At 28.1% G+C, this 20350-nt stretch carries 17 protein-coding genes and 1 pseudogene; 3 read left to right on the top strand and 15 right to left on the bottom strand.

Annotated features, from left to right (window positions below; translation table 11 throughout):
- Nucleotides 1–23: 23 nt before the first annotated feature.
- Nucleotides 24–1256, top strand: coding sequence for an aminopeptidase (locus CM240_RS04400; RefSeq protein ID WP_044036862.1), 1233 nt, complete (start codon nt 24–26; stop codon nt 1254–1256).
- Nucleotides 1257–1393: 137 nt separating this feature from the next.
- On the opposite strand, the gene CM240_RS04395 is transcribed toward CM240_RS04400, so the two are convergent.
- The 7 genes from CM240_RS04395 to CM240_RS04365 form a co-directional block, all read right to left on the bottom strand.
- Nucleotides 1394–2164: an SDR family NAD(P)-dependent oxidoreductase gene (locus CM240_RS04395; RefSeq protein ID WP_044036860.1), complete on the bottom strand. Its 771-nt coding sequence runs from the start codon at nt 2162–2164 to the stop codon at nt 1394–1396.
- On the bottom strand, nt 2164–2514 hold the full coding sequence (locus CM240_RS16755) for a DUF4181 domain-containing protein (RefSeq protein WP_051483687.1): 351 nt from the start codon (nt 2512–2514) through the stop codon (nt 2164–2166). Before CM240_RS16755 ends, CM240_RS04395 begins: the two co-directional genes overlap by 1 nt.
- 94 nt (nt 2515–2608) lie before the next feature.
- Nucleotides 2609–4039, bottom strand: a complete 1431-nt coding sequence (locus CM240_RS04385; protein WP_044036856.1) for an APC family permease — start codon at nt 4037–4039, stop codon at nt 2609–2611.
- 100 nt (nt 4040–4139) lie between these two features.
- Nucleotides 4140–4943 carry a prohibitin family protein gene (locus CM240_RS04380; protein WP_051483686.1) on the bottom strand — a complete coding sequence of 268 codons (804 nt, stop codon included), beginning with the start codon at nt 4941–4943 and terminating at the stop codon, nt 4140–4142.
- A gap of 416 nt (nt 4944–5359) precedes the next feature.
- Nucleotides 5360–6259 carry an IS1/IS1595 family N-terminal zinc-binding domain-containing protein gene (locus tag CM240_RS16750; protein WP_051483685.1) on the bottom strand — a complete coding sequence of 300 codons (900 nt, stop codon included), beginning with the start codon at nt 6257–6259 and terminating at the stop codon, nt 5360–5362.
- Nucleotides 6260–6484: 225 nt separating this feature from the next.
- Nucleotides 6485–8125: a SulP family inorganic anion transporter gene (locus CM240_RS04370; protein WP_044036852.1), complete on the bottom strand. Its 1641-nt coding sequence runs from the start codon at nt 8123–8125 to the stop codon at nt 6485–6487.
- 173 nt (nt 8126–8298) lie between these two features.
- Nucleotides 8299–8478, bottom strand: a complete 180-nt coding sequence (locus CM240_RS04365; protein WP_044036851.1) for a YjfB family protein — start codon at nt 8476–8478, stop codon at nt 8299–8301.
- A 157-nt stretch (nt 8479–8635) separates the two neighbouring features.
- On the opposite strand from CM240_RS04365, the gene CM240_RS04360 reads away from it, so the two are divergent.
- Nucleotides 8636–10351 (top strand): ABC transporter ATP-binding protein, encoded by a 1716-nt coding sequence (locus CM240_RS04360; protein WP_044036842.1) that lies wholly within the window; start codon nt 8636–8638, stop codon nt 10349–10351.
- Nucleotides 10352–10407: 56 nt separating this feature from the next.
- Here CM240_RS04360 and CM240_RS04355 read toward each other — a convergent pair.
- The 3 genes and pseudogenes from CM240_RS04355 to CM240_RS04345 all read right to left on the bottom strand — a co-directional run bounded on the left by CM240_RS04355 (nt 10408) and on the right by CM240_RS04345 (nt 12711).
- A pseudogene (locus CM240_RS04355) lies at nt 10408–10925 on the bottom strand (chromate transporter).
- Nucleotides 10925–11464, bottom strand: coding sequence for a chromate transporter (locus CM240_RS04350; protein WP_044036838.1), 540 nt, complete (start codon nt 11462–11464; stop codon nt 10925–10927). The pseudogene CM240_RS04355 and the gene CM240_RS04350 overlap by 1 nt, the downstream one beginning before the upstream one ends.
- Before the next feature lie 143 nt (nt 11465–11607).
- Nucleotides 11608–12711 (bottom strand): DUF4405 domain-containing protein, encoded by a 1104-nt coding sequence (locus CM240_RS04345; RefSeq protein WP_044036836.1) that lies wholly within the window; start codon nt 12709–12711, stop codon nt 11608–11610.
- Nucleotides 12712–12869: 158 nt separating this feature from the next.
- On the opposite strand from CM240_RS04345, the gene CM240_RS04340 reads away from it, so the two are divergent.
- The gene (locus tag CM240_RS04340) at nt 12870–13613 is read left to right on the top strand and encodes a hypothetical protein (protein WP_044036834.1); all 744 of its coding nucleotides are present in this window, start codon (nt 12870–12872) and stop codon (nt 13611–13613) included.
- A 59-nt stretch (nt 13614–13672) separates the two neighbouring features.
- Here the strand turns inward: CM240_RS04340 and CM240_RS04335 are convergent, their stop codons facing one another.
- From CM240_RS04335 to CM240_RS04315, 5 genes are all read right to left on the bottom strand, one after another.
- On the bottom strand, nt 13673–14014 hold the full coding sequence (locus CM240_RS04335) for a hypothetical protein (protein ID WP_044036827.1): 342 nt from the start codon (nt 14012–14014) through the stop codon (nt 13673–13675).
- A 140-nt stretch (nt 14015–14154) separates the two neighbouring features.
- Nucleotides 14155–15777 carry an alpha-amylase family glycosyl hydrolase gene (locus CM240_RS04330; protein ID WP_044039726.1) on the bottom strand — a complete coding sequence of 541 codons (1623 nt, stop codon included), beginning with the start codon at nt 15775–15777 and terminating at the stop codon, nt 14155–14157.
- A gap of 342 nt (nt 15778–16119) precedes the next feature.
- Nucleotides 16120–16815: an MgtC/SapB family protein gene (locus CM240_RS04325; RefSeq protein ID WP_044036825.1), complete on the bottom strand. Its 696-nt coding sequence runs from the start codon at nt 16813–16815 to the stop codon at nt 16120–16122.
- Nucleotides 16816–17016: 201 nt separating this feature from the next.
- Nucleotides 17017–18903: a glycosyltransferase gene (locus CM240_RS04320; protein ID WP_051483683.1), complete on the bottom strand. Its 1887-nt coding sequence runs from the start codon at nt 18901–18903 to the stop codon at nt 17017–17019.
- A gap of 262 nt (nt 18904–19165) precedes the next feature.
- A complete protein-coding gene (locus tag CM240_RS04315; RefSeq protein ID WP_044036823.1) occupies nt 19166–20119 on the bottom strand; it encodes a hypothetical protein in 954 nt (317 codons plus the stop codon).
- Between the last annotated feature and the right edge of the window lie 231 nt (nt 20120–20350).

Below are 20350 nucleotides of genomic sequence, written 5' to 3'. Positions count from 1 at the left end.
AAATACATCACAAGGAGGACCTAATGTTATCATTAAATGACAAATTGATTAATTACGCAAAACTTATTGTAAATAACGGAATAAATCTTCAAGACGGTCAAACACTATATATTAATAGTACTATAGAATGTGAAGATTTTACTAGTATTGTTGTGGAAGAAGCTTATAAAATTGGTGCAAAATATGTACACGTAAATTGGATATCTAATAAATGCAAAAGAGCTAGGTACATATATTCTAAAAAAGAATATTTAGAGGAATATCCAAAATTCTTAGTTGATTGCATAAATGGTGCTGATGAAATTAATGCTGCCTATTTATCAATAACAGTACCTAACCCTGATGCTCTAAAAGGTATTGATAGTGAAAGGCTATCTATAGAAAGTAAGGCATCAAATTTAGCTTTAAAAAAGCATAGCAAATTTATTTTAAACTCCATAGCTAGCTGGTGTGTTGTAAATGTTCCATCTCCAACTTGGGCATCTAAAGTATTCCCTAACCTTCCAATAGATGAAGCATTAAATAAATTATATGATATTGTACTTTCTGCCGTAAGAGCTGACAATGACAATGCTGTAGAGGCTTGGAAAATTCACACAAACACATTGCTTAACAGAACTACAAAATTAAATAATCTAAAAATAAAAACAATGTATTACAAATCACCTACTATAGATTTATCTGTAGATTTACCTGAAGGTGCAATTTGGCAAGGTGGTTCTGAAAAAAATGCACAAGGGATCGAATTCATTGCTAATATACCAACAGAGGAGATTTTCACAACCCCTTATAGAACTGGTGTAAATGGATGGCTAAAAAACACAAAACCATTTAACTATAGAGGTTCATTAATTGAAAACTTTACTCTTCATTTTAAAGATGGAAAAGTAGTAGATTTTACTTGTGAAGATAATTATGATTTATTAAAGAGATTAATAGAAACTGATGAAGGTTCTTCTTATCTTGGAGAAATTGCATTGGTACCAAATAGTTCTCCAATCAATCAAAGTGGCGTTATTTTTAATTCTACTCTTTTTGATGAAAATGCATCTTGTCATTTTGCTTTCGGTAGTTGTTATGCTACAACAATCAAAAATGGAGAAAATATGACTGACGAAGAACTAAAAAATGCTGGTGGTAATGTTTCTTTAGTTCATGAAGATTTTATGGTAGGTTCAGAGGATCTAAATATTACAGCAGAAACTTTTGAAGGTAAAATCGTTGAAATCTTTAAAGATGGAGAATTTGTAATATAAAAATTATAGTTTAAAAGGCCCCTGTTATCAGGAGCCTTTTAATTTCCACTTTATAGGTGATTTTGTCATATACACATCTGTTGCAGTTAAGTAGTGGTACTTTTAACTTACTTATCTATGCTCTTAATGCTATTATTTTAAATTTTCTTAGCAGCTTTTGTCTGTATCTTTTTTACAATCTTGGCATTTAACGTTGCCGGCATAACTTTAGTAATATTTATTAATACTCTATTTAACCTTCCAGGTTTAATAATTGCTTGTCCCCTAAGTAATCCCTTAATAGCTTTTTTAGCAACAAACTCTGGTGATACAGCATTTACTAAATCTCCTTTACCTGCTCTCCTTGAAAAAGCTGTTTTAGTAGCGCCAGGACATAATGTTGAAATACTTATATTTGTATCTTTGTATTCTTCGCGCAGCGCTGTAGATAGCGATAATACATAAGCTTTAGTAGCATAATAAACACCAATTGTTGGTCCTGGTTGATAAGCTCCTGAAGAGGCTACATTTAATACTTTTCCCCCTCCATTTTTCATCATATTATCCAATGATAAATATAATATCTCTGTAAAAGCCGTTACATTTAAATTAATTATTTCTTTATGATTTTCTAAAGGAATATCTAAGAAATAGCCATTATATCCAGCTCCAGCATTATTAATTAAAATTTCTATATATATATTATGCTCTTTTATATATTCTCTTAAAAGATTTATATTTTCATTTTTATTTAAATCCACAGCAATAGTCTCAACAACATTACTTGAAAATCTTTTTTTAAACTCTTCTAATTTCTCTGCATTTCTTCCTGTAATCAATACTGAGTATCCTTTTTGTATAAAAATTTCGCTTATAGCAGCTCCGATACCACTAGTAGCTCCAGTAATAAGTACATATCCTTTTTTCATTATATAAGATTAGCAGTAATTAATATTAAAATTGAAACAACTAAAGAAAGTACTGCTCCTCCAAAATATTGTTTATATTTTTCATCTTTTTTTGAAAATCTATATTCTTTATATCCATATACACTAGCTATTATAGATAGAAGTATTCCCCCAATACCACATACTAAAAGTTTTCCTTTTTCTGTTTTTACAAGCATTATACTAAGTATGAATATAATCATTACAACTGAAATTAAAGCCAAAACTATATCTATGACCTTTTTAACTTTATTCTCTTTTTCTTCAAGTCTTCTTTTTTCTTCTTTTCTTAACTCTTTTTTACTTGGCTTTGAACTATTACCTTTAGACATATTCCTCACCTCAATTTAAACATTTTCATGATAATTATATTTTATTATAACAATTAAATCAAATAAAAGTCGTTATATTAAACGACTTTTATGATTATTTATTCTTCCCTTTTTCTCTTCTAGCTACTATAGGCAATATTAAACCAAGCCCAATAAGCACAAAAGGTGTTATTACATTTAAAATTAATTGAAAAACCCATTGTGAAGAAAATAATTCTACTTTAGGAAACATCCCCATTATGCATGCAAATGCAGTGAAAATAAAACACCACATTCCTATAAAATATCCTAATGAATCGTTTTTAACAAATTTATATCCTTCCTTATCTTTCTTCACTCCAACCTTTTTTAATGCTATAAAAGCAAAAAATACCCATAAATATCGCATTGGCATTACTATTGAATTTAAGTTCAATAACCAGTTAAATAATCCATTTATATCTTTTATACCTAGAGCTGGTACAATTATTAATATACTAACTAAAACTAAAGTTAATAAATAGCCTTTTATTGGCGCACCATATTTATTTACTCCCATCATTGATTTAGGTATATATTCTTCATCTGCATCGGAAAGTAATACTTTAAGTGGTGCATCTATTGAAAAAACTAATGCTGAAATTTGTGCTATAGTATTTGCACAAGCATATATAATTAAAAATAGATTTCCAAGTCCATAATATTCACCTAATTTTTTAAAAGCATTATACTGACCATTTAACATTAAATCTCCTGGAATATTATTAGCATCAAACATAAGTGCCATGGCTATAGAGCCTAATATAGCTGATATTCCTACCAATGTTGCTAGCATAATCATACCAATAGGAAATTCTCTTTCTGGATTCTTTGTATTATTAACATATGGAGATATCTTCTCTGCTCCTCCTACAGCAAATACTAACATAGATAATGTTGTTAGATACTTAAAATCGAAGGATGGTACAAAATTTTTTAAGGATATATTAGTGGTAGCTGGTTCTATATTTCTTATAATTGGTGCTGTTAAAACAAGAATTACGTATAAAATTGACATTACAAAAACGGCTGTTCCTGCCAATGTTCCAATTGTCTTAAGGGATGTTATTCCTCTTGATGCAACCCACATAAATATTAAAAATATTATAAGAGTAATTAACTGCAACATCATTGGATTCATATTACTTACTTTAGAACCATCTTGAAAGAAAACCCATCCTAGCGCTACTACTACTGCTTGCGGTTTTTGAGCTAGATATGGAATATGTACAACCCAATAAGTCCATCCAGCTAAGTATGCAATTTTAGTTCCAGACGTTTCTTTAACCCAACTGCTTACTCCACCACTAGTTGAATCAAAAGTTGATCCCATTTCACCAACCATCAACGCATATGGAACAAAATACAGTGCTAAAATCAAAATCCATGATACAATTACTTGCAATCCTTGTTGTGCAAAGTTATTTACTATATTTCCAAATCCCCATACCATAACAAAAGCTATCATGCCCAAGTTATACCATCTTAATGTTCTTTTCTCATCCATTCACTTTCCTCCTCTTTTGTATAATCACAAAAAAATGATAATATTATGATTCATAATATTATCATTTCCATAAAAATATTTATTATTTAATCTTTAAATTCTACTTTTTCTCTTGCCCCATTAATGAACTTATGTCTAATATATTACCATCAGATCCCATAACACTTGGAAGTTCTCCATTCCATTTCTTAATAAATTCTTGTTGTAATATTTTATCATCAATTGATTCAGCTTTTATTCTATTAGCCTCAGCATCCCCTTGTGCTTCTACAATCTTCTTTTCTGCTTCAGCCTTAGATATTTCTAATTCTTGTTGAGCTTTTAATGCATTTTGTTGTGCTGTTTGAGTTGCTTCAATAGCTTTGTTAAACTCATCACTAAAATCAAAGTTTGTAATATTAAACCCATCTATTACGATACCATAAGTAGCCATCTTTTCTGTTAGATCCTCTGTCATTGCTGATGCTACCTCATCTCTTTGTTGTATTAAATCTGTAGCTGTATACCTTGCTGTAACTGCCTTAACACTATTTGAGATTGCTGGCGCTAATATTGTTTCTTCATAAGTTCTTCCTACATTCCTATATAACTTTGAAGATTGCTCCTTGTCTATCCTAAAATTTACTACAACTTTCGTTGATACAGTTTGTAAATCTTTACTTGCTGAAGAACCTTCTACCTTTATTTTTTGAGTTCTATTATCCATTACTTCAATTTTTGTAACAAAAGGCATTTTCCAATGCCACCCTTCTCCTAACGTCTCTTCTTGTGCTTTTCCTAATACTACTTTTATACCTGTGTGTCCAGTAGGCACAGTTTTATGCCCATCTATTAGTAATATTACTCCTAACACGCTAACAGTAGTTATTGCAGCTGCAATAATAGTTGAATTTCTTCCTTTCACTTCCCACATCTCCCTTGATAAATTTAAAATAAACTTTTTATAATTTATTATTTATTATGTTATATAGTATACGATAACTCATAGTAATTATCAACCATTTCTTCTATTTATTTTTCGACATTGAAAAATTACACGTTTGATATAATTATTACTAAAAGATTGCATAAATAAAAAGGCTATCACTTACATTATTGTGTGATAACCTTTTTATTCTACATCCGTATATAGATAAACTTCATATTAGTACCTATTCTAACTAAGTAGTGTTTTTTGTATAATTTTGTTATGAAAATTATATCTATTTAATTTTTTTAAAATCCATCAATAAAAAAATTACTCTTCTGTTCTAGATAAGTAGTGTTTTTTGCTAATTCCTATGTAATTCATTTTTTAAGTCAAAGCTTGCCCTTCCCATTTTATATTATATTTTCATTAATAAGTTCTCTAACTGTTCTATATAAATACTGTCTTGTATTTGTATATTCTTTATCATTTTTATAATATATTCTGAACCAATTTAAATAATTAGTAATATATCTAAAAGATACTCCCCAAAATCCGCTCATCCAAGTTCTCATCTCTTTTTCATAGAAAAAAAGTTTAGAATTTGAAACTATTTTTGAGACTTCTTTAAACTTTCTTTTAGCATAAGACATAATAACATTATTTCCATAAATAGAAACCTTTTTTACCTTATTTAGAATAACAGACAAGTTCTTTTCTAATTTTGATCTTACTAATGGATACTTATCAAAAGGAATAAATTCTATATTTTCATCTTTATCTTTAGTAAAGAAAAAATAAAATCTTTCTCCTGGTTTTAATGAAAAAACCTCTTTATTGACATTTTCAATAGCTGATTCTTTCTCTTTTCTAGAATTTTGAACATAAGTCCTTACTAATATCTCTGCTTCATTTTCTAAAGCTTTTCTTTTTAAAAATTTTGAATAATAACCAAGAATTTTATGTCTCCATGAAAATGAAGTGTTTTGTGAAATATTCATCTTGCCAGAGCACTGCCTTATAGTACATCCAATCCACATATTTTCAAAATAATTCTTCCATACTGCTTCACTTTTCTTACTATAATAAAATGGTGTCCCAATAGTTTCTACAAATCTTTTTTTGCACTCCTTACAATAAAAAATTTGTGCTTTATTACTTTTCACTCTGCCATACTTTATTACTTTTGTGCTAGTACAATGAGGACAACTTCTGCTAGTAATTACTTCCGTATCTTTCATCATTTCATTTATTTTTTTTAATATTGAATAATACTTCGACTTGTCTGTTAATAAGATAATTGGACAATGCATACTATATACCTCCAGAACATATTTTTTAAATTCTGAACTATTTTCATAAAAAATATACATTGTATTATTTTCTTTTTATTCCACAGCATACCTTTTACCACTACTTATCTACAACAGATGCTAATATGAACTTTAGCAACATATCACTACCACATAAAAAATACCAAAATAAAAAAGCCTGCACTAGAATTCTATTACTCCTTAGTGCAAGCCAATTCTTTATATTTACATAACAATACCTGGTACGCTAACCTCTATTGCCTTATCTCTACTCTTAAACACCGCTTCTTCTCCAACTAAATCAATAAAGCCCATATTAGTTAGAACTTTTTTAGGTTGTTCATTAATATTTGCTAAACAAAGCTTAATATTATTTTTTTCACATCTCTTATATAATCTCTCTAAAGCATCAATAGCTGTAGCATCTACAGTAGTAGCATGTTTCATATCTAAAACTAAAACATCGTATGAAGAATTTAATCCTTTCATAACATCAATAAATCTATGAGTAACTCCAAAGAAAAATGGTCCATTGATTTCATAAACAAGAACATTTCCTTTAGATTTATCATCAACAGAATCATCTTCTTTATCATTTGATCCAAGAATTGTAGTTTTAATTTCAGTATTTTCTGCAACCCTTCTAACAAATAGTATCATCGCTAATACCATACCTACCTCTATAGCTACTACAAGATCTAAAACTACAGTAAGGGAGAAAGTTAAAAGTAAAACTATTACTTCACTTTTAGGTGCTTTTAATAGTGATGCGAAAGTCTTCCACTCACCCATATTGTAAGATACAACTATAAGTATAGCTCCTAATGTAGTCATAGGTATCATTTTAGCAAGTGGCATAAATATTACCATAATTAATAATAAAACCACAGCATGTACCATCCCCGCTATTGGACTTCTTCCACCGTTTTTTATATTGGCAGCAGTTCTTGCTATAGCACCAGTTGCTGGTATTCCTCCAAATAACCCTGATGCAATGTTTCCAAGACCTTGTCCTATTAATTCCATATTAGAATTATGATTTCCGCCTATCATTCCATCAGCAACTACTGCTGATAATAATGATTCCATTGCAGCAAGAATAGCTATAGTAAATGCTGGTTGTATAAGACCTTCTATAGTTTTTAAATCCATGTTAGGTAATGTTGGCATAGGAATTGCCCCTGATAATGTTGGAAACTTACTTCCTATAGTTTCAACATTTAACCCCATAAGTTGTACGATTAAAGTAGTCACAATAATAGCTACCAATGACCCTGGTATCTTTTTATTTATTTTAGGCCAAAAAACAATAATAATAATTGATAAAACTCCTATAATCAAAGCCATAAAATTTATACTATTTATGTTTTCAATATAACATATTATTTTAGGAATAAATTCTGCTGGCACTTTATCAATTTCTAATCCTAGAAAATCTTTTAATTGAGTTGCCAAAAGTGTAACAGCTATACCTGCTGTAAATCCTACTGTTATTGTATGAGGTACAAATTTTATAATATTTCCAAATCTGCACAATCCAAAAATCACCAAGATGACTCCAGCCATTATTGTGGCCATTATAAGTCCATCTATACCATAATCTTCTATAATTCCATAAACAATGATAACAAATGCTCCTGTAGGTCCACCTATCTGAACTCTACTTCCACCTGCAAAGGATATAATAAACCCAGCTACAACCGCTGTTATTAATCCTTTTTCTGGGGATACCCCTGAAGATATACCTAATGCCACTGAAAGTGGTAATGCAATAATTGCTACGATTATGCCTGCAACGATATCCTTAATAATTTTCTCTTTTGTAAATTCTTGCTTTTTTATCATCGTAAAAAGCTTTGGCCTCATTTTGTCCACCTCCGTATAATACTCGACGTTGTTAATTTTACTCTTTTTTAATAATTTAGTCAAAGTTTGTTCATAATTTTCATGAAAATATACATATTATTCTGTAAAATATACAATGAAAAGAGGTTATCATAAACAACATTGTCTATGATAACCTCAAAATAAACTATTACTTACACTGTTATATCTAAATTTTGTCCTACATTAGGATCTACTACTACATCTTCCATCATTTCCTGCATATTATTCATTAACTCTTCACTACTATTCATGCCCAATTTTAGCACTGAAAGTTGTACTGCTGTATTTAAAGAACTCTGACTCATAGCCATAGATAAACTTCCAATATCCATATAACATTCCCTCCTATCTCTTGAATTTACTAAATTATCGCCTGATTCTTCATTATCTTTATTTATTATCAAAATAATCACTTTCTCATTTGTAATAATCTCTAAATCGGTGTAAGATATTATTTATTCATATTTAGTTAAAGAAAGGAGATATTATATGCTTAAAAAATTTATTAGTTATTATTCAAAACACAAAAGATTATTTACACTAGACTTGTTATGCGCCTTTGCTTTAGCACTCTGTGATCTTGTATATCCTATGATTACAAGAGAAATTATTAATGATGTAATACCAAATCACAATCTACGATTATTAATTATTTTTGGCGTTTCTTTATTAACTATATATATTTTGAAATATATATTTAATTATTTTGTTCAATATTGGGGACATGTTGTTGGTGTTAAAATGCAAGCAGAAATGCGTAGAGATGTATTTACTCATCTACAAAAACTTCCTCTTGGATATTTTTCTGACAATAAGACCGGTGTTATAATGTCAAGGATTATCAATGATTTAATGGATATCTCCGAATTAGCACATCATGGACCAGAAGATTTATTTATATCTATAATAACTCTTATTGGATCATTTTTTATTTTATGTACTATCAATGTTCCACTTACAATAATAATATTTCTTCTATTACCACTATTAATTTGGTTCACCATAAAAAAGAGAAAAAAGATGTCTGATGCTTTTATGGAAACTAGAGTTCAAACCGGAGAAATAAACGCATCATTAGAAAATAGTATCTCAGGAATTCGTGTCGTAAAAGCCTTCACCAATAGTGATTATGAATTAGAAAAATTTGAAGAAAATAACACCCTTTTTGTAAAAGCTCGTAGCTTTGCATATAAAATAATGGCCGAATTTTATTCAGGAATGTACTTTCTACTAGATTTATTAAATCTTATTGCAATAATCGCCGGTGGTTATTTCGCATATAAAGGTATAATTAACTTTGGTGACTTCGCAGCTTACTTCCTTTATATATCAATGTTCCTTAATCCAATCAAAAGACTTATCGGATTCGTTGAACAATTTCAATCTGGTGCCACTGGATTTAAGAGATTTATAGAACTTATTGAAGAAGAATGTGAAAAAGATAATCCAAATGGAATAGAGCTTTCTAATGTCCAAGGAGATATCGAATTTGATAATGTATCTTTTAAATATGATGATGAAAATCATATTTTAAATAATATTTCTTTCAAAATTGAAAAAGGCTCTACTATTGCCTTAGTTGGCCCTTCTGGTGGTGGTAAAACTACCCTTTGTAATCTAATCCCAAGATTCTATACTGCTACAGAAGGTACTATCACCATAGATAATATTGACATAAACAATATCAGACTATCCTCATTAAGAAGTAATATAGGTATAGTACAACAAGATGTATTTTTATTTACTGGAACAATCAAAGAAAATATCTCTTACGGTAGTCCTAATGCATCTCTAGATGACATTATCGAAGCTGCAAAAGAAGCTAATATCCATGACTTTATTTTAGGTCTTGAAAATGGATATGATACTTACATCGGTGAAAGAGGTGTAAAACTTTCTGGAGGACAAAAGCAAAGACTTTCAATTGCAAGAGTATTCTTGAAGAATCCGCCAATTCTTATTTTAGACGAAGCTACCTCTGCATTAGATAACAATACTGAACTTATTATTCAAAAATCTCTTGAAAAATTATCTAAAGGTAGAACAACTATAATAGTAGCTCATAGACTTTCAACTATTAAAAATGCTGATAAAATTTTAGTATTAACTGATGAAGGTATAGCCGAATCAGGAACCCATCAAGAATTATTATCTCAAAATGGCATTTATGCCGATTTATATAATTCACAATTTGCAACACTTTAATATAAAAAGCTCAATTATCCATCAATAATCATTATGGATAATTGAGTTTATAAATATCAGTAAAGTATAATTCCTAATATGCTGATAAAACAATTACTAAAATAGGATGAAGTTTTTTTGTAAATAAAAATCCTGCTGCTACTACTGTTATTAAAATTGATTTAAAATCTACATAAGCCTCTTTAGCTAAAGATAGAAAAGCAGTTAATATAAGAGCTATAAGTGCTGGTCTCATCCCCATTAACATACCTTTTATCTTAGGATTATCTTTAAACGTCTTTATAGCTTTACTTGTTATAAGCACCAAGATAAATGATGTAAAAATTATTCCTATAGTTGCAACAATACTACCTAAAATTCCACCAACTCTATATCCGATAAAAGTAGCTGAATTAATTGACACCGGTCCTGGTGTCATTTGAGAAATTCCTATTATATCAGTAAATTCCGCCATAGTAATCCACTGATTCTTTTCTACAACCTCCTTTTGAATAAAAGGAAGCATAGCATAGCCTCCACCAAAACTAAAAGTGCCTATTTTTAAAAAAGATAAAAATAACTTTATGTAATTCATTACTTTTCTTCCCCTCTTCCATAATAAAGCACTCCGAATAATGCTGATACTATAATTACCCATATGGGATTAATATCAAAAAATAATAGTACTACTAATGACAATGCCATGATTATAAATGTCATTGTACCTTTACTCAATGACTTTGATAATGAAACTATTGCAACTAATACCATTATAGGTACTGCTGAATTTATTCCTTTAAAAGCAGCATTAACATATACATTATTTCTAAATTTCATAAGATACATAGCTACAATAAGCATTATTATAAATGACGGTAAAATAGCTCCTAAAAGGGTTACTATTGCCCCTGCAATTCCATATATTTTATATCCCACCATTGTTGAACAATTTACTGCTAAAGCTCCTGGAAAACTTTGAGATAAAACTATAATATCAACAAACTCCTCTTTACTAACCCATTTTTGTTTTTCTACTATCTCTTCCTCAATTAAAGGAACCATAGCATATCCCCCACCAAAAGTAAAAGCTCCTATTTTGAAAAATGACCAAAACATATTAAATAATTTTCCCATTTAAAATTTACTCCTCGCCCAGAAAACAACTTAATTATTACACTATAAATATAATTCCCAATACAATTCGTAAATATTATAAAAACAAAATGACTGACACACAATACTAAATTTAAAATAGTATGTGTTGTCAGTCTTATAAATTAGTTTACATTTCTTTCTTTTTTCTTATCTAATAGCTTCACTGTATAATATGTTCCTGCTACATATATACTCATTATTGAAACAGTATTAAAGATAGAATCTAAATTTCCTCCACTAGAACTTTCTTTAATCCTCATAGCTCCATTAGAATATCCAGGCATTCCACCTTCAGTATTACCATTAAACTCTCCATTTCCTGGTGTATTTTGTGAACCATTATCTGACCCACCATATTGAGATCCATAATCTTGTCCACCTGAATATGGTTGTTGTTCATAACCATATTCATCATTTCCACTGCCAAAATTATTATTACCTTGGGATGGTCTACCTCTTTCCATTGATTTATCACTACTATAATCTCCATAGCTAGAATTATTAGATAAATTGCTAATACTATACTGCTCATTGTTTATAATTTCATTATCATCCTCTGTTTCACTATCAGTATTGTCATCACTGTTCTCATTATTATTATTAGGTACCCCATTACTATTTTCTTCAGGATACTGAATAAACTTTTCTTCATTTGAACTTCCAGTTATCGGAGATACTATTTTAGACGCTATGTCTTCTTGAAATGATACTCTTATACCATTAAGTACTAATATGATTGCTAAAACTCTTAATATTATTTTTCTAGTTTTAAAATCTTCTTTTATTCCCCATATTCTCCTAAACATATTTAATACCCAGTTAAAATGGAAACCTATATGAATAGAAATTGATATTAAAAATATATAAGATGCAGATACATGCAAACTCTTCATGATATTACTATTACCTATATTTAAAAAACTAAAAATATATTTAGAAATACCTATTCCTGTAACAATAATTATTAGCATTGAAATAATCATAACAATATCTACAATCCACATTACCTTTGCTCTAACTTTTATTCTGTTATTAAATATTCCTTGCCCTACAACCTTTAACCACTGTTTATGATAGATTATATGAATCATCACTAACACTAAAATTGCAACCCCTAAAATTTCGTGAACTAATACTCCAGTAATACTTAATGTCATCAGTAATAAATATATTATAGTCATAGCTACATTAACAAAAATTTTCTTACATTCTTCTCTATCTCTCATTTTATTAAAATCCCCTCTCCATAATTCATTAAGGGAATAATATCATTCCAATATGGAATGTATTTGAATTTCATGTAAGTTTTTATTTATACAAATATATCCTATAATGTATAATCATATATGATATAATGAATTATAGGACTTTTAGGAGGATAAATATGAAAAAAACAACTTATATTTTTGGATATATTTTGGGTGTATTCTTAATAATGCTTAGTTTAGTTACTTTTTGTTATGGATGTTACACTTCTAATATTTTAGGAGATACTCCCATGAATAGAATAACTGTACCTGGTGAAAATCTTATTGCATTTGATCAGCCAGGGAAATATGTTATATATCAGGACTATACTTATGATGACATATATTCAGATGATGAATACTATGATGACGATAGCTACTATGATGATGATTTTACCTTCAATTTTGATGATTTATTTCCTAATGAAGACGATGATAATCCAGTTCTTTCTAATTTAAATTTTTCTTTAATTAATAAAGAAACTAATGAAAAAATTCTTATCTATAATTGTAAAGCTGATAATGATTACAATATAGATTACGAAAATGGTGAAGCAATTTTTGAATTTTATATTAAAGATCCTGGAGCATATATTTTTTCTATGACATCTAATGATGAATCTACCACTGATAAATATACAATGACAATATTAAAAAATGAAGATAATGAATCAGGTAATTTCCTTTTATTTTCTGCTGCTTCCTTAGCGCTTCTGGTATTAGGAGTATTACTTATAACTTGTATCTCGGTGAATCTATTTAATGATAAACATAATGCTAAAATATCTTCTTCTAATAACATAGATAATATTAATGATCCATATGATAGATTCTCTCATGAGCTCATTTCTTATAATGATGATGATAATACCTTTAATTAATTTTCCTGAACTAAAACAATGACTATAGTAAAAAATTATTCTACTATAGTCATTCTTTATTATTTATATACTATAAAATTATCTTTTTCCAATTTTTCAATCATCTTTTCATAAGTTTTAAATGTCTCTTCTGTAATAGGATCAGCATCTACATCATAATTTATAATTTCATCAAAATTTTTAAATGTAAATCCCATAGATTTATAATATTGATAGATGGCTTCTTCCATATCTTCTATAGTTATATCGTCAAAACTTTTATAGTAATATCCAGCATCAATATACTCTTGTAGTAACTTCTCTTTTAATTCTTCTTCTGTAATCTTGTCATCCTCATATAACTCTAAAAACATTCTTTTCGTTATTTCATCTCTTCGTTGTTTTTCTAAAGCTTCACTCATAATCTGCACCTCTATTCATGTTAAATTAACATTAATTACAGTAGCAAAAACTTTTATATATTATTTATCTGCAATATTAGAAAAGCTATGCTGTAGTTTTTATGAGTGTACTCTCAAAATATTTATTTTCTTGAATTTTTTTAATTTGAAATAACTATTGAAGATAGTGGTTCTACTTTTATAGCATCTCCTTTTACAGAATCTTTACTATCTCTTGAGTATATTACTTTCATCCCATTTATACCTTCTATTGTTACCTGTTGCTCTTTTTCGCTAAAATTATGAATAACATAAACCTTATTATTATCTTTACTTCTCTCATAGGCCATAACATTATTATTATCTATTTCAATAGCTTTATAATCACCACTATATAACGCCGGTGTAGACTTTCTTAAATCAATGATCTTTTTATAGAAATTATACATAGAATTCTTATCATTTTTTTGTTTATCTAACGGTGTTAAATCTTCATTATATTGACTACTCTCCCAAGTTGTATTAGGCTTTTTTCTTCCACTCGTCCATACAAATGGTTCTCTTATATTTTCATCAGGTTTCATACCTTTCATTCCTATTTCTTCACCATAGTATATATATGGATTTCCTGGTAATGTCATGTATACCATAGCTGCAAGTTGAGCTTTTTCTTCTGTTTCACACATTGACATAATCCTATTTTGATCATGATTTGTTGCAAAAACACCATCTATAAATTTATCATCAATTGAATCATATCGATTATAAATTTCCTCTAAAGATTTAGAAAATTCCTTACCATCTACATTAGCCTTACCAGATAATATTGTGCTAGAAAGGTCTGTAGATACATCAAAATTAAAAATAGTATCAAAAGGCTGTACATAAGCAGCTACATCTTTTTTCTCTTCATCCCAACATTCTCCTACAAGATAAACATCTTTATTTACTTCTTCACATGCAGTGGCAAATTCATTCCACCATTGCAAATTTTTGTTCAACGGATCACTTTCTTCCTCAAATTCATGTACACCATAAATATGTCTTGCTGCATCTAATCTAAATCCATCAATACCTTTTTTTAACCAAAATTTCGCTATATCTTTTATTTCTGATCTTACAGCTTCATTATTGAAATTCAAATCTGGCATCTCACTCCAAAATATCCCATAATAATAAGCTCCATTTTTATTATGCCATACATCACCTGAACCAAAATCTGATACAGCATTTGCTACATAATTATCTTTATCATCTTTAGTAACCCACCTATAATAATCTCTATACTTACTATTTGGTGAAGATGCAGATTCTTTAAACCATGGATGACTAGAACTTGTATGATTAATTACTAAATCCATAATTACTTTTATATTTAATTTATGTGCTTCTTCCAATAACTTTTGAAAATCTTCCATTGTCCCATAATCTTTTTCTATAGCCTTATAATCTATAACATCATAACCATGATATGATTCAGATTCCGTTACAGGCATAAGCCATATTCCATCTACCCCTAATTCTTTTAAATATGAAAGTTTTTCTGTCACACCGTTAAGATCACCAATTCCATCACCATCAGAATCAGCAAAAGACCTCACAAAGATTTCATAATAAACACCCTGTTTTTTATCCATATTTGTTTTGTTCCTTTTTACATCATTAAATTCCACCTTATTAAACTTAGAATTTTTAGATGAAGGAACTTTATTGTCTATATTACACCCAGATATTGTAGTAATTATCATTAAGAATATGATAACTTTATTAAACCGTTTTCTCATAAAATCAAATCCTTCCCCACTTTTATTATATAATACCATTTTCTTAATTATTTTCCAATAATTTCATAGCATTTTAATAAAATAAGACCAGGCAATAACATTACCTAGTCTTGTGGTTCGTTTTAGATGTGAGTTTATTTGTGTATAAAGTTGATATTAACATCTGTTCTAATAAAGTAGTGGCGATGGTTTTATTTTGAATATTTAACACATCTTTAAAACACCACTACTTAGCTTCAACAGATACTAATATAAAGTTTTTACATATATATTTCCATTTTGTTATTACTATAAAATGGATATTAATCCAACTTTACTTTCTCCAATATATACCTTTGCCTATTATGCAATTTCTTCAATAAATGATACACCCTCTTCATTATGCAATGCTAATATACAATCAGCATGATTTACCTTATCCAATAATCTTAAAGTCATAATTACTCCCACACTACTTTTATCTATTTTATCAGTTTTTTGTACTTCAAAATTTGATATTCTTATTCCACGTTCTCTAAGATTTTTAATAAAATTCGTAACATTAGAAATATTATTAAATTCAGCATAAATATTTATTACTTTAGAATTATTTTGAACATATAAATCCAATTTATGAAGTCCTGTCATTACTCCAAATAAAAATATACAAGATATTATTGCCCCCTCATAAAAGCCAATTCCAATGGCTAGTCCCATACAAGCGCATGCCCAAAGTCCAGCAGCTGTTGTAAGACCTTTTACCTGATTTCTTCTATCTACAATTATAGTTCCTGCTCCTAAAAAACCAATGCCACTTATAACTTGTGCACCAAGTCTTGTAGGATCTGAAGACATATCCATTACATCAATTATATATTGATTGGTAATCATAATTATAGTTGCTCCGATACAAACTAATATATGAGTTCTAAAACCTGCTGGCCTCTTTTTCTGACCTCTTTCTAGTCCTATAATACCGGCAAATAGTGTTGCCAACGTTAATCTCAATATAATAGAAATTGTATTTACTTCTCTTAGATATGCTAAAATAGTTTCCATATACCGTCACCTTTAACCTATTTTTAAAGAATTTTTTGTCAATAACAATAAACAGTTTATTGTTATATATGACTTTCTTATATATTTATTTCTATATATGACATTATTTTTCCTCCTTATTCTTCATTAAAAAATATATAAGTATGTTAAAAGCATCTACATTTGTTAACTAATAAATGTAGATGCTTTTTTTGAGAACAATTAATAATAAGGTGTCAAATTTTCCATATAAATTGCCATAATTTCTTTCATTTCTTTTGGCTCTAGTTGATCCAATTCTACTCCAATAAAATTATCAGAACTTCTAGCCACTCTTCCCTTTGCCTCTAATTCTTGTGTTTTATTATATATTCTTAATTTTACTTTATCATTTACATTAAAGTTATATCTTGTAGGAAGTATTATTCCTAATCCTTTTTCAGATAAATCATGTATATTTGCTTTTACTTCTCCATATTCATCTGTATTTAATTCTAATTTAGTATCCTCTGAAACATTTGTACGCTCAGAAGTTCTATATATAGGTCTTTGATATGCTAATCTTATACATACTATAAGAGCAATAACATTATATATACTCCATGCAATATTAATTAGATATCCTATAAAAAATATATTCCCTCTATTAACATTTATAGCACCTATAATCCATGATATGATAATTATTGCTAGAAGACATATATGTGGCAATACAACTCTAAACTGAAAATACGGCTTGTCAGTTGTAGTATTTTTAGGTGTTACATTAAAATTAACTTTTAAATTTAACAATGTTTTTATTATTGAAAAAACTAAATGTGGAGCTACTGCTGTATCATAAAATATACTATATAGTAATTTTTGATTTCTAGTAGGCATTGATTTCATTACTAATAATTGACCTATTGAATATGGAATCAACAAAGATGCCATAACAATTAAATCACAATCAATAATCGGAATTCCGAAAAATAAATAAACCATAGGACATAGTATAAACACCATTTTTGTTACGGATCCAAACCAAAATAAATATCCACTAAGATATGATATCTTCTGACTAAAATTTAAATTTTTTCTAAAGAATTTAAAAAACTCCTTCATTGCCTGCATATTTCCCCTGCACCAACGATCTCTTTGTTTCACTGTATCTACAAAAGTAGTAGGGCTTAATCCTAATGCTAATGTTTCATTTACAAAAACACTCTTATATCCGTTTCCTTGCAATAACATCCCCACCGCCATATCTTCTGTAATAGAGCAAGTAGGAAACTTACCAATCTTCATAATAGCAGCTCTACTATACACATTATTAGTTCCGACATTAATTATTGCATTAACAGCAGACTTATGCTCTTGCAAGTCTCTCATAAAAAAATCTTGCTCATTAGGTATATCTTTATTTAAATGATATTGGTACATATCAGGATTATAATAATTTTGCGGTGTTTGCACAAATCCCATAGCTCCATCACTAAAATATCCAACGGTCTTTTCTAAAAATTCTTTTTTAGGCATCATATCTGCATCTAAAACTAAAAATAAATCTCCTTTTATGAATTCTAATGCATTATTAATATTTCCAGCTTTCGCATGAAGATTATTATCCCTAGTAATATACTGAACCCCATACTTATCAGCCATTTCTCTAAACTCTTTTCTTCTACCATCATCACAAATATATATTTCATATTTATCTTTTGGATAATTTAAATTTAAACAAGCTGCAACATTTTTTTCTACTAATTTTAAAGGCTCATTATATGTACATATCAATATATCTACTGTTGGCAATTCTTTATCTCCATATACTTCTAATCCCTTAGCTTCTTGTTTTCCTTTAGCTACGCTTTTCCCATATAAGTATTGTACGCAAATAAATTGAACAATAGATACCAATTCTGCCAACAATAAAATTCCACCAAAAATGATTCCTAACACAGACGAATAAGGTAATGTTATAAATCTACCAGTGACGTAAATAATAATTGCAATGATCTCAGTGATAACTACTATTTTTGCATACTTAGAATTTGATTTAGAAGCAAAATATCCAACAATAAGTAGTAACATTGAAATAATAAAATATAATGCGCTTAATTTAATCATATTTTTCCCCCTTTATGCTTTTGTATAATCTAAATTGTAATTTTTTATATCTTATACCTAAATATATACTTTATTTATTTTTTTGTAAATACTATTTTGTCATTTTGTAAATTTTATTAAATTTTTTAATATAATTCATAGGTAATTTTATGATATTTAATAGAATTTTATTCTTTTTTGATTTTTCTTGTATTTTTGTATATTTATTCTTTATTTGATATAAAAAATCCAATATTCTAAATTGAATATTGGATTTATATCATTATTTTATTTTAAATTTAATAACTTTCTTTTCTGATACTCTCTCTACTTTTCCTTCTTCTACCAATTGTCTGATTAATGCAGATATCTTTTGGCTTGTACATTCTGATAAACCTAAATTATATTCATCTTCTCTTATTTCCTTTATTGTAATAAAATCATTTTTATTTTTTAAGGCAATAAGAATTTTATCTTTAATTTCTTCATTTTCCTCTTTTAGTTTTGTTGAATTTTTATTTTCTTTTTTCTCTGACTTTTCTTCTTTTTTTACAGTTTCTTTTTTATCTGTATTCTCTTCTTCTTTTTTTATATTGTCCTTATTGATTGATTCTTCATCATTTATCACTTTTTCATCAGCGCTATCTATATTATCGTTTTTGACCTCTATGGATTCAACATTCTCATTTTTTATATCTTTTATTTCATTAGCTTTATTTTCGTCACTATTTTCACTTTTTTTCGTTTCTTCTACTTCTTTCTTTATTTCCACTTCCGCACTTTTTTCTTCTTGATTCTCTTTTTCAATACTATTTTCTTTTGAAAAATCAATTGAATTATAATGAAGAAACTTAGTGATATGCTTAAGTATAACTTTATTATCTTCTGTTATACCAATACTATTACATTCTTTAAGCTCCTCTATATAATTTAGAAATACTTCGTCATCCATGGCTCTTATAATTTCATCTACACATTTAAGTTTTGCCAGCTCTAATTCAGTATTAAAACAATATAATATCGCAATTATTCTTGTCTTATTTAATAAATTTACCTTAACTTCTTCACTTTCTATATCTTTCTCTCTAATGTATAACTTCGTAACAGATAATCTTTCATTAAGTTTTTCTTTATATCTATGTAATGCTTTTATTTCTTTGCCTCTAAATTCTATATTATCAATTATTTCTACTTTATTTCCTCCAAAAAAGCTTTTAATAGTTTCTATTATATCCACGTTGATCCCTCTTTCCTTCAAAAACTCTTTTTTCCATAATTCATGTATTTTCTTAATTATATCATATTATTTGATATTTTGTATATTTCTTGTCGATTTATATTTTTATGTATTTAAAAATACACTTATATGTAACTTTTAGTTATAAGTTATTACTTAACTTTTAAAATATTTTTTTATACTATTTGTGTTGTGTTTTTACTCTCTCTATGTTAATATATAGTAAATAAA

The sequence above is a fragment of the Clostridium bornimense genome, assembly GCF_000577895.1.
GTDB classification, from domain to species: domain Bacteria; phylum Bacillota; class Clostridia; order Clostridiales; family Clostridiaceae; genus Clostridium_AN; species Clostridium_AN bornimense.
The sequence above is the reverse complement of the archived record's forward strand: the minus strand, read 5'-3'. Positions and strand labels throughout refer to the sequence as shown.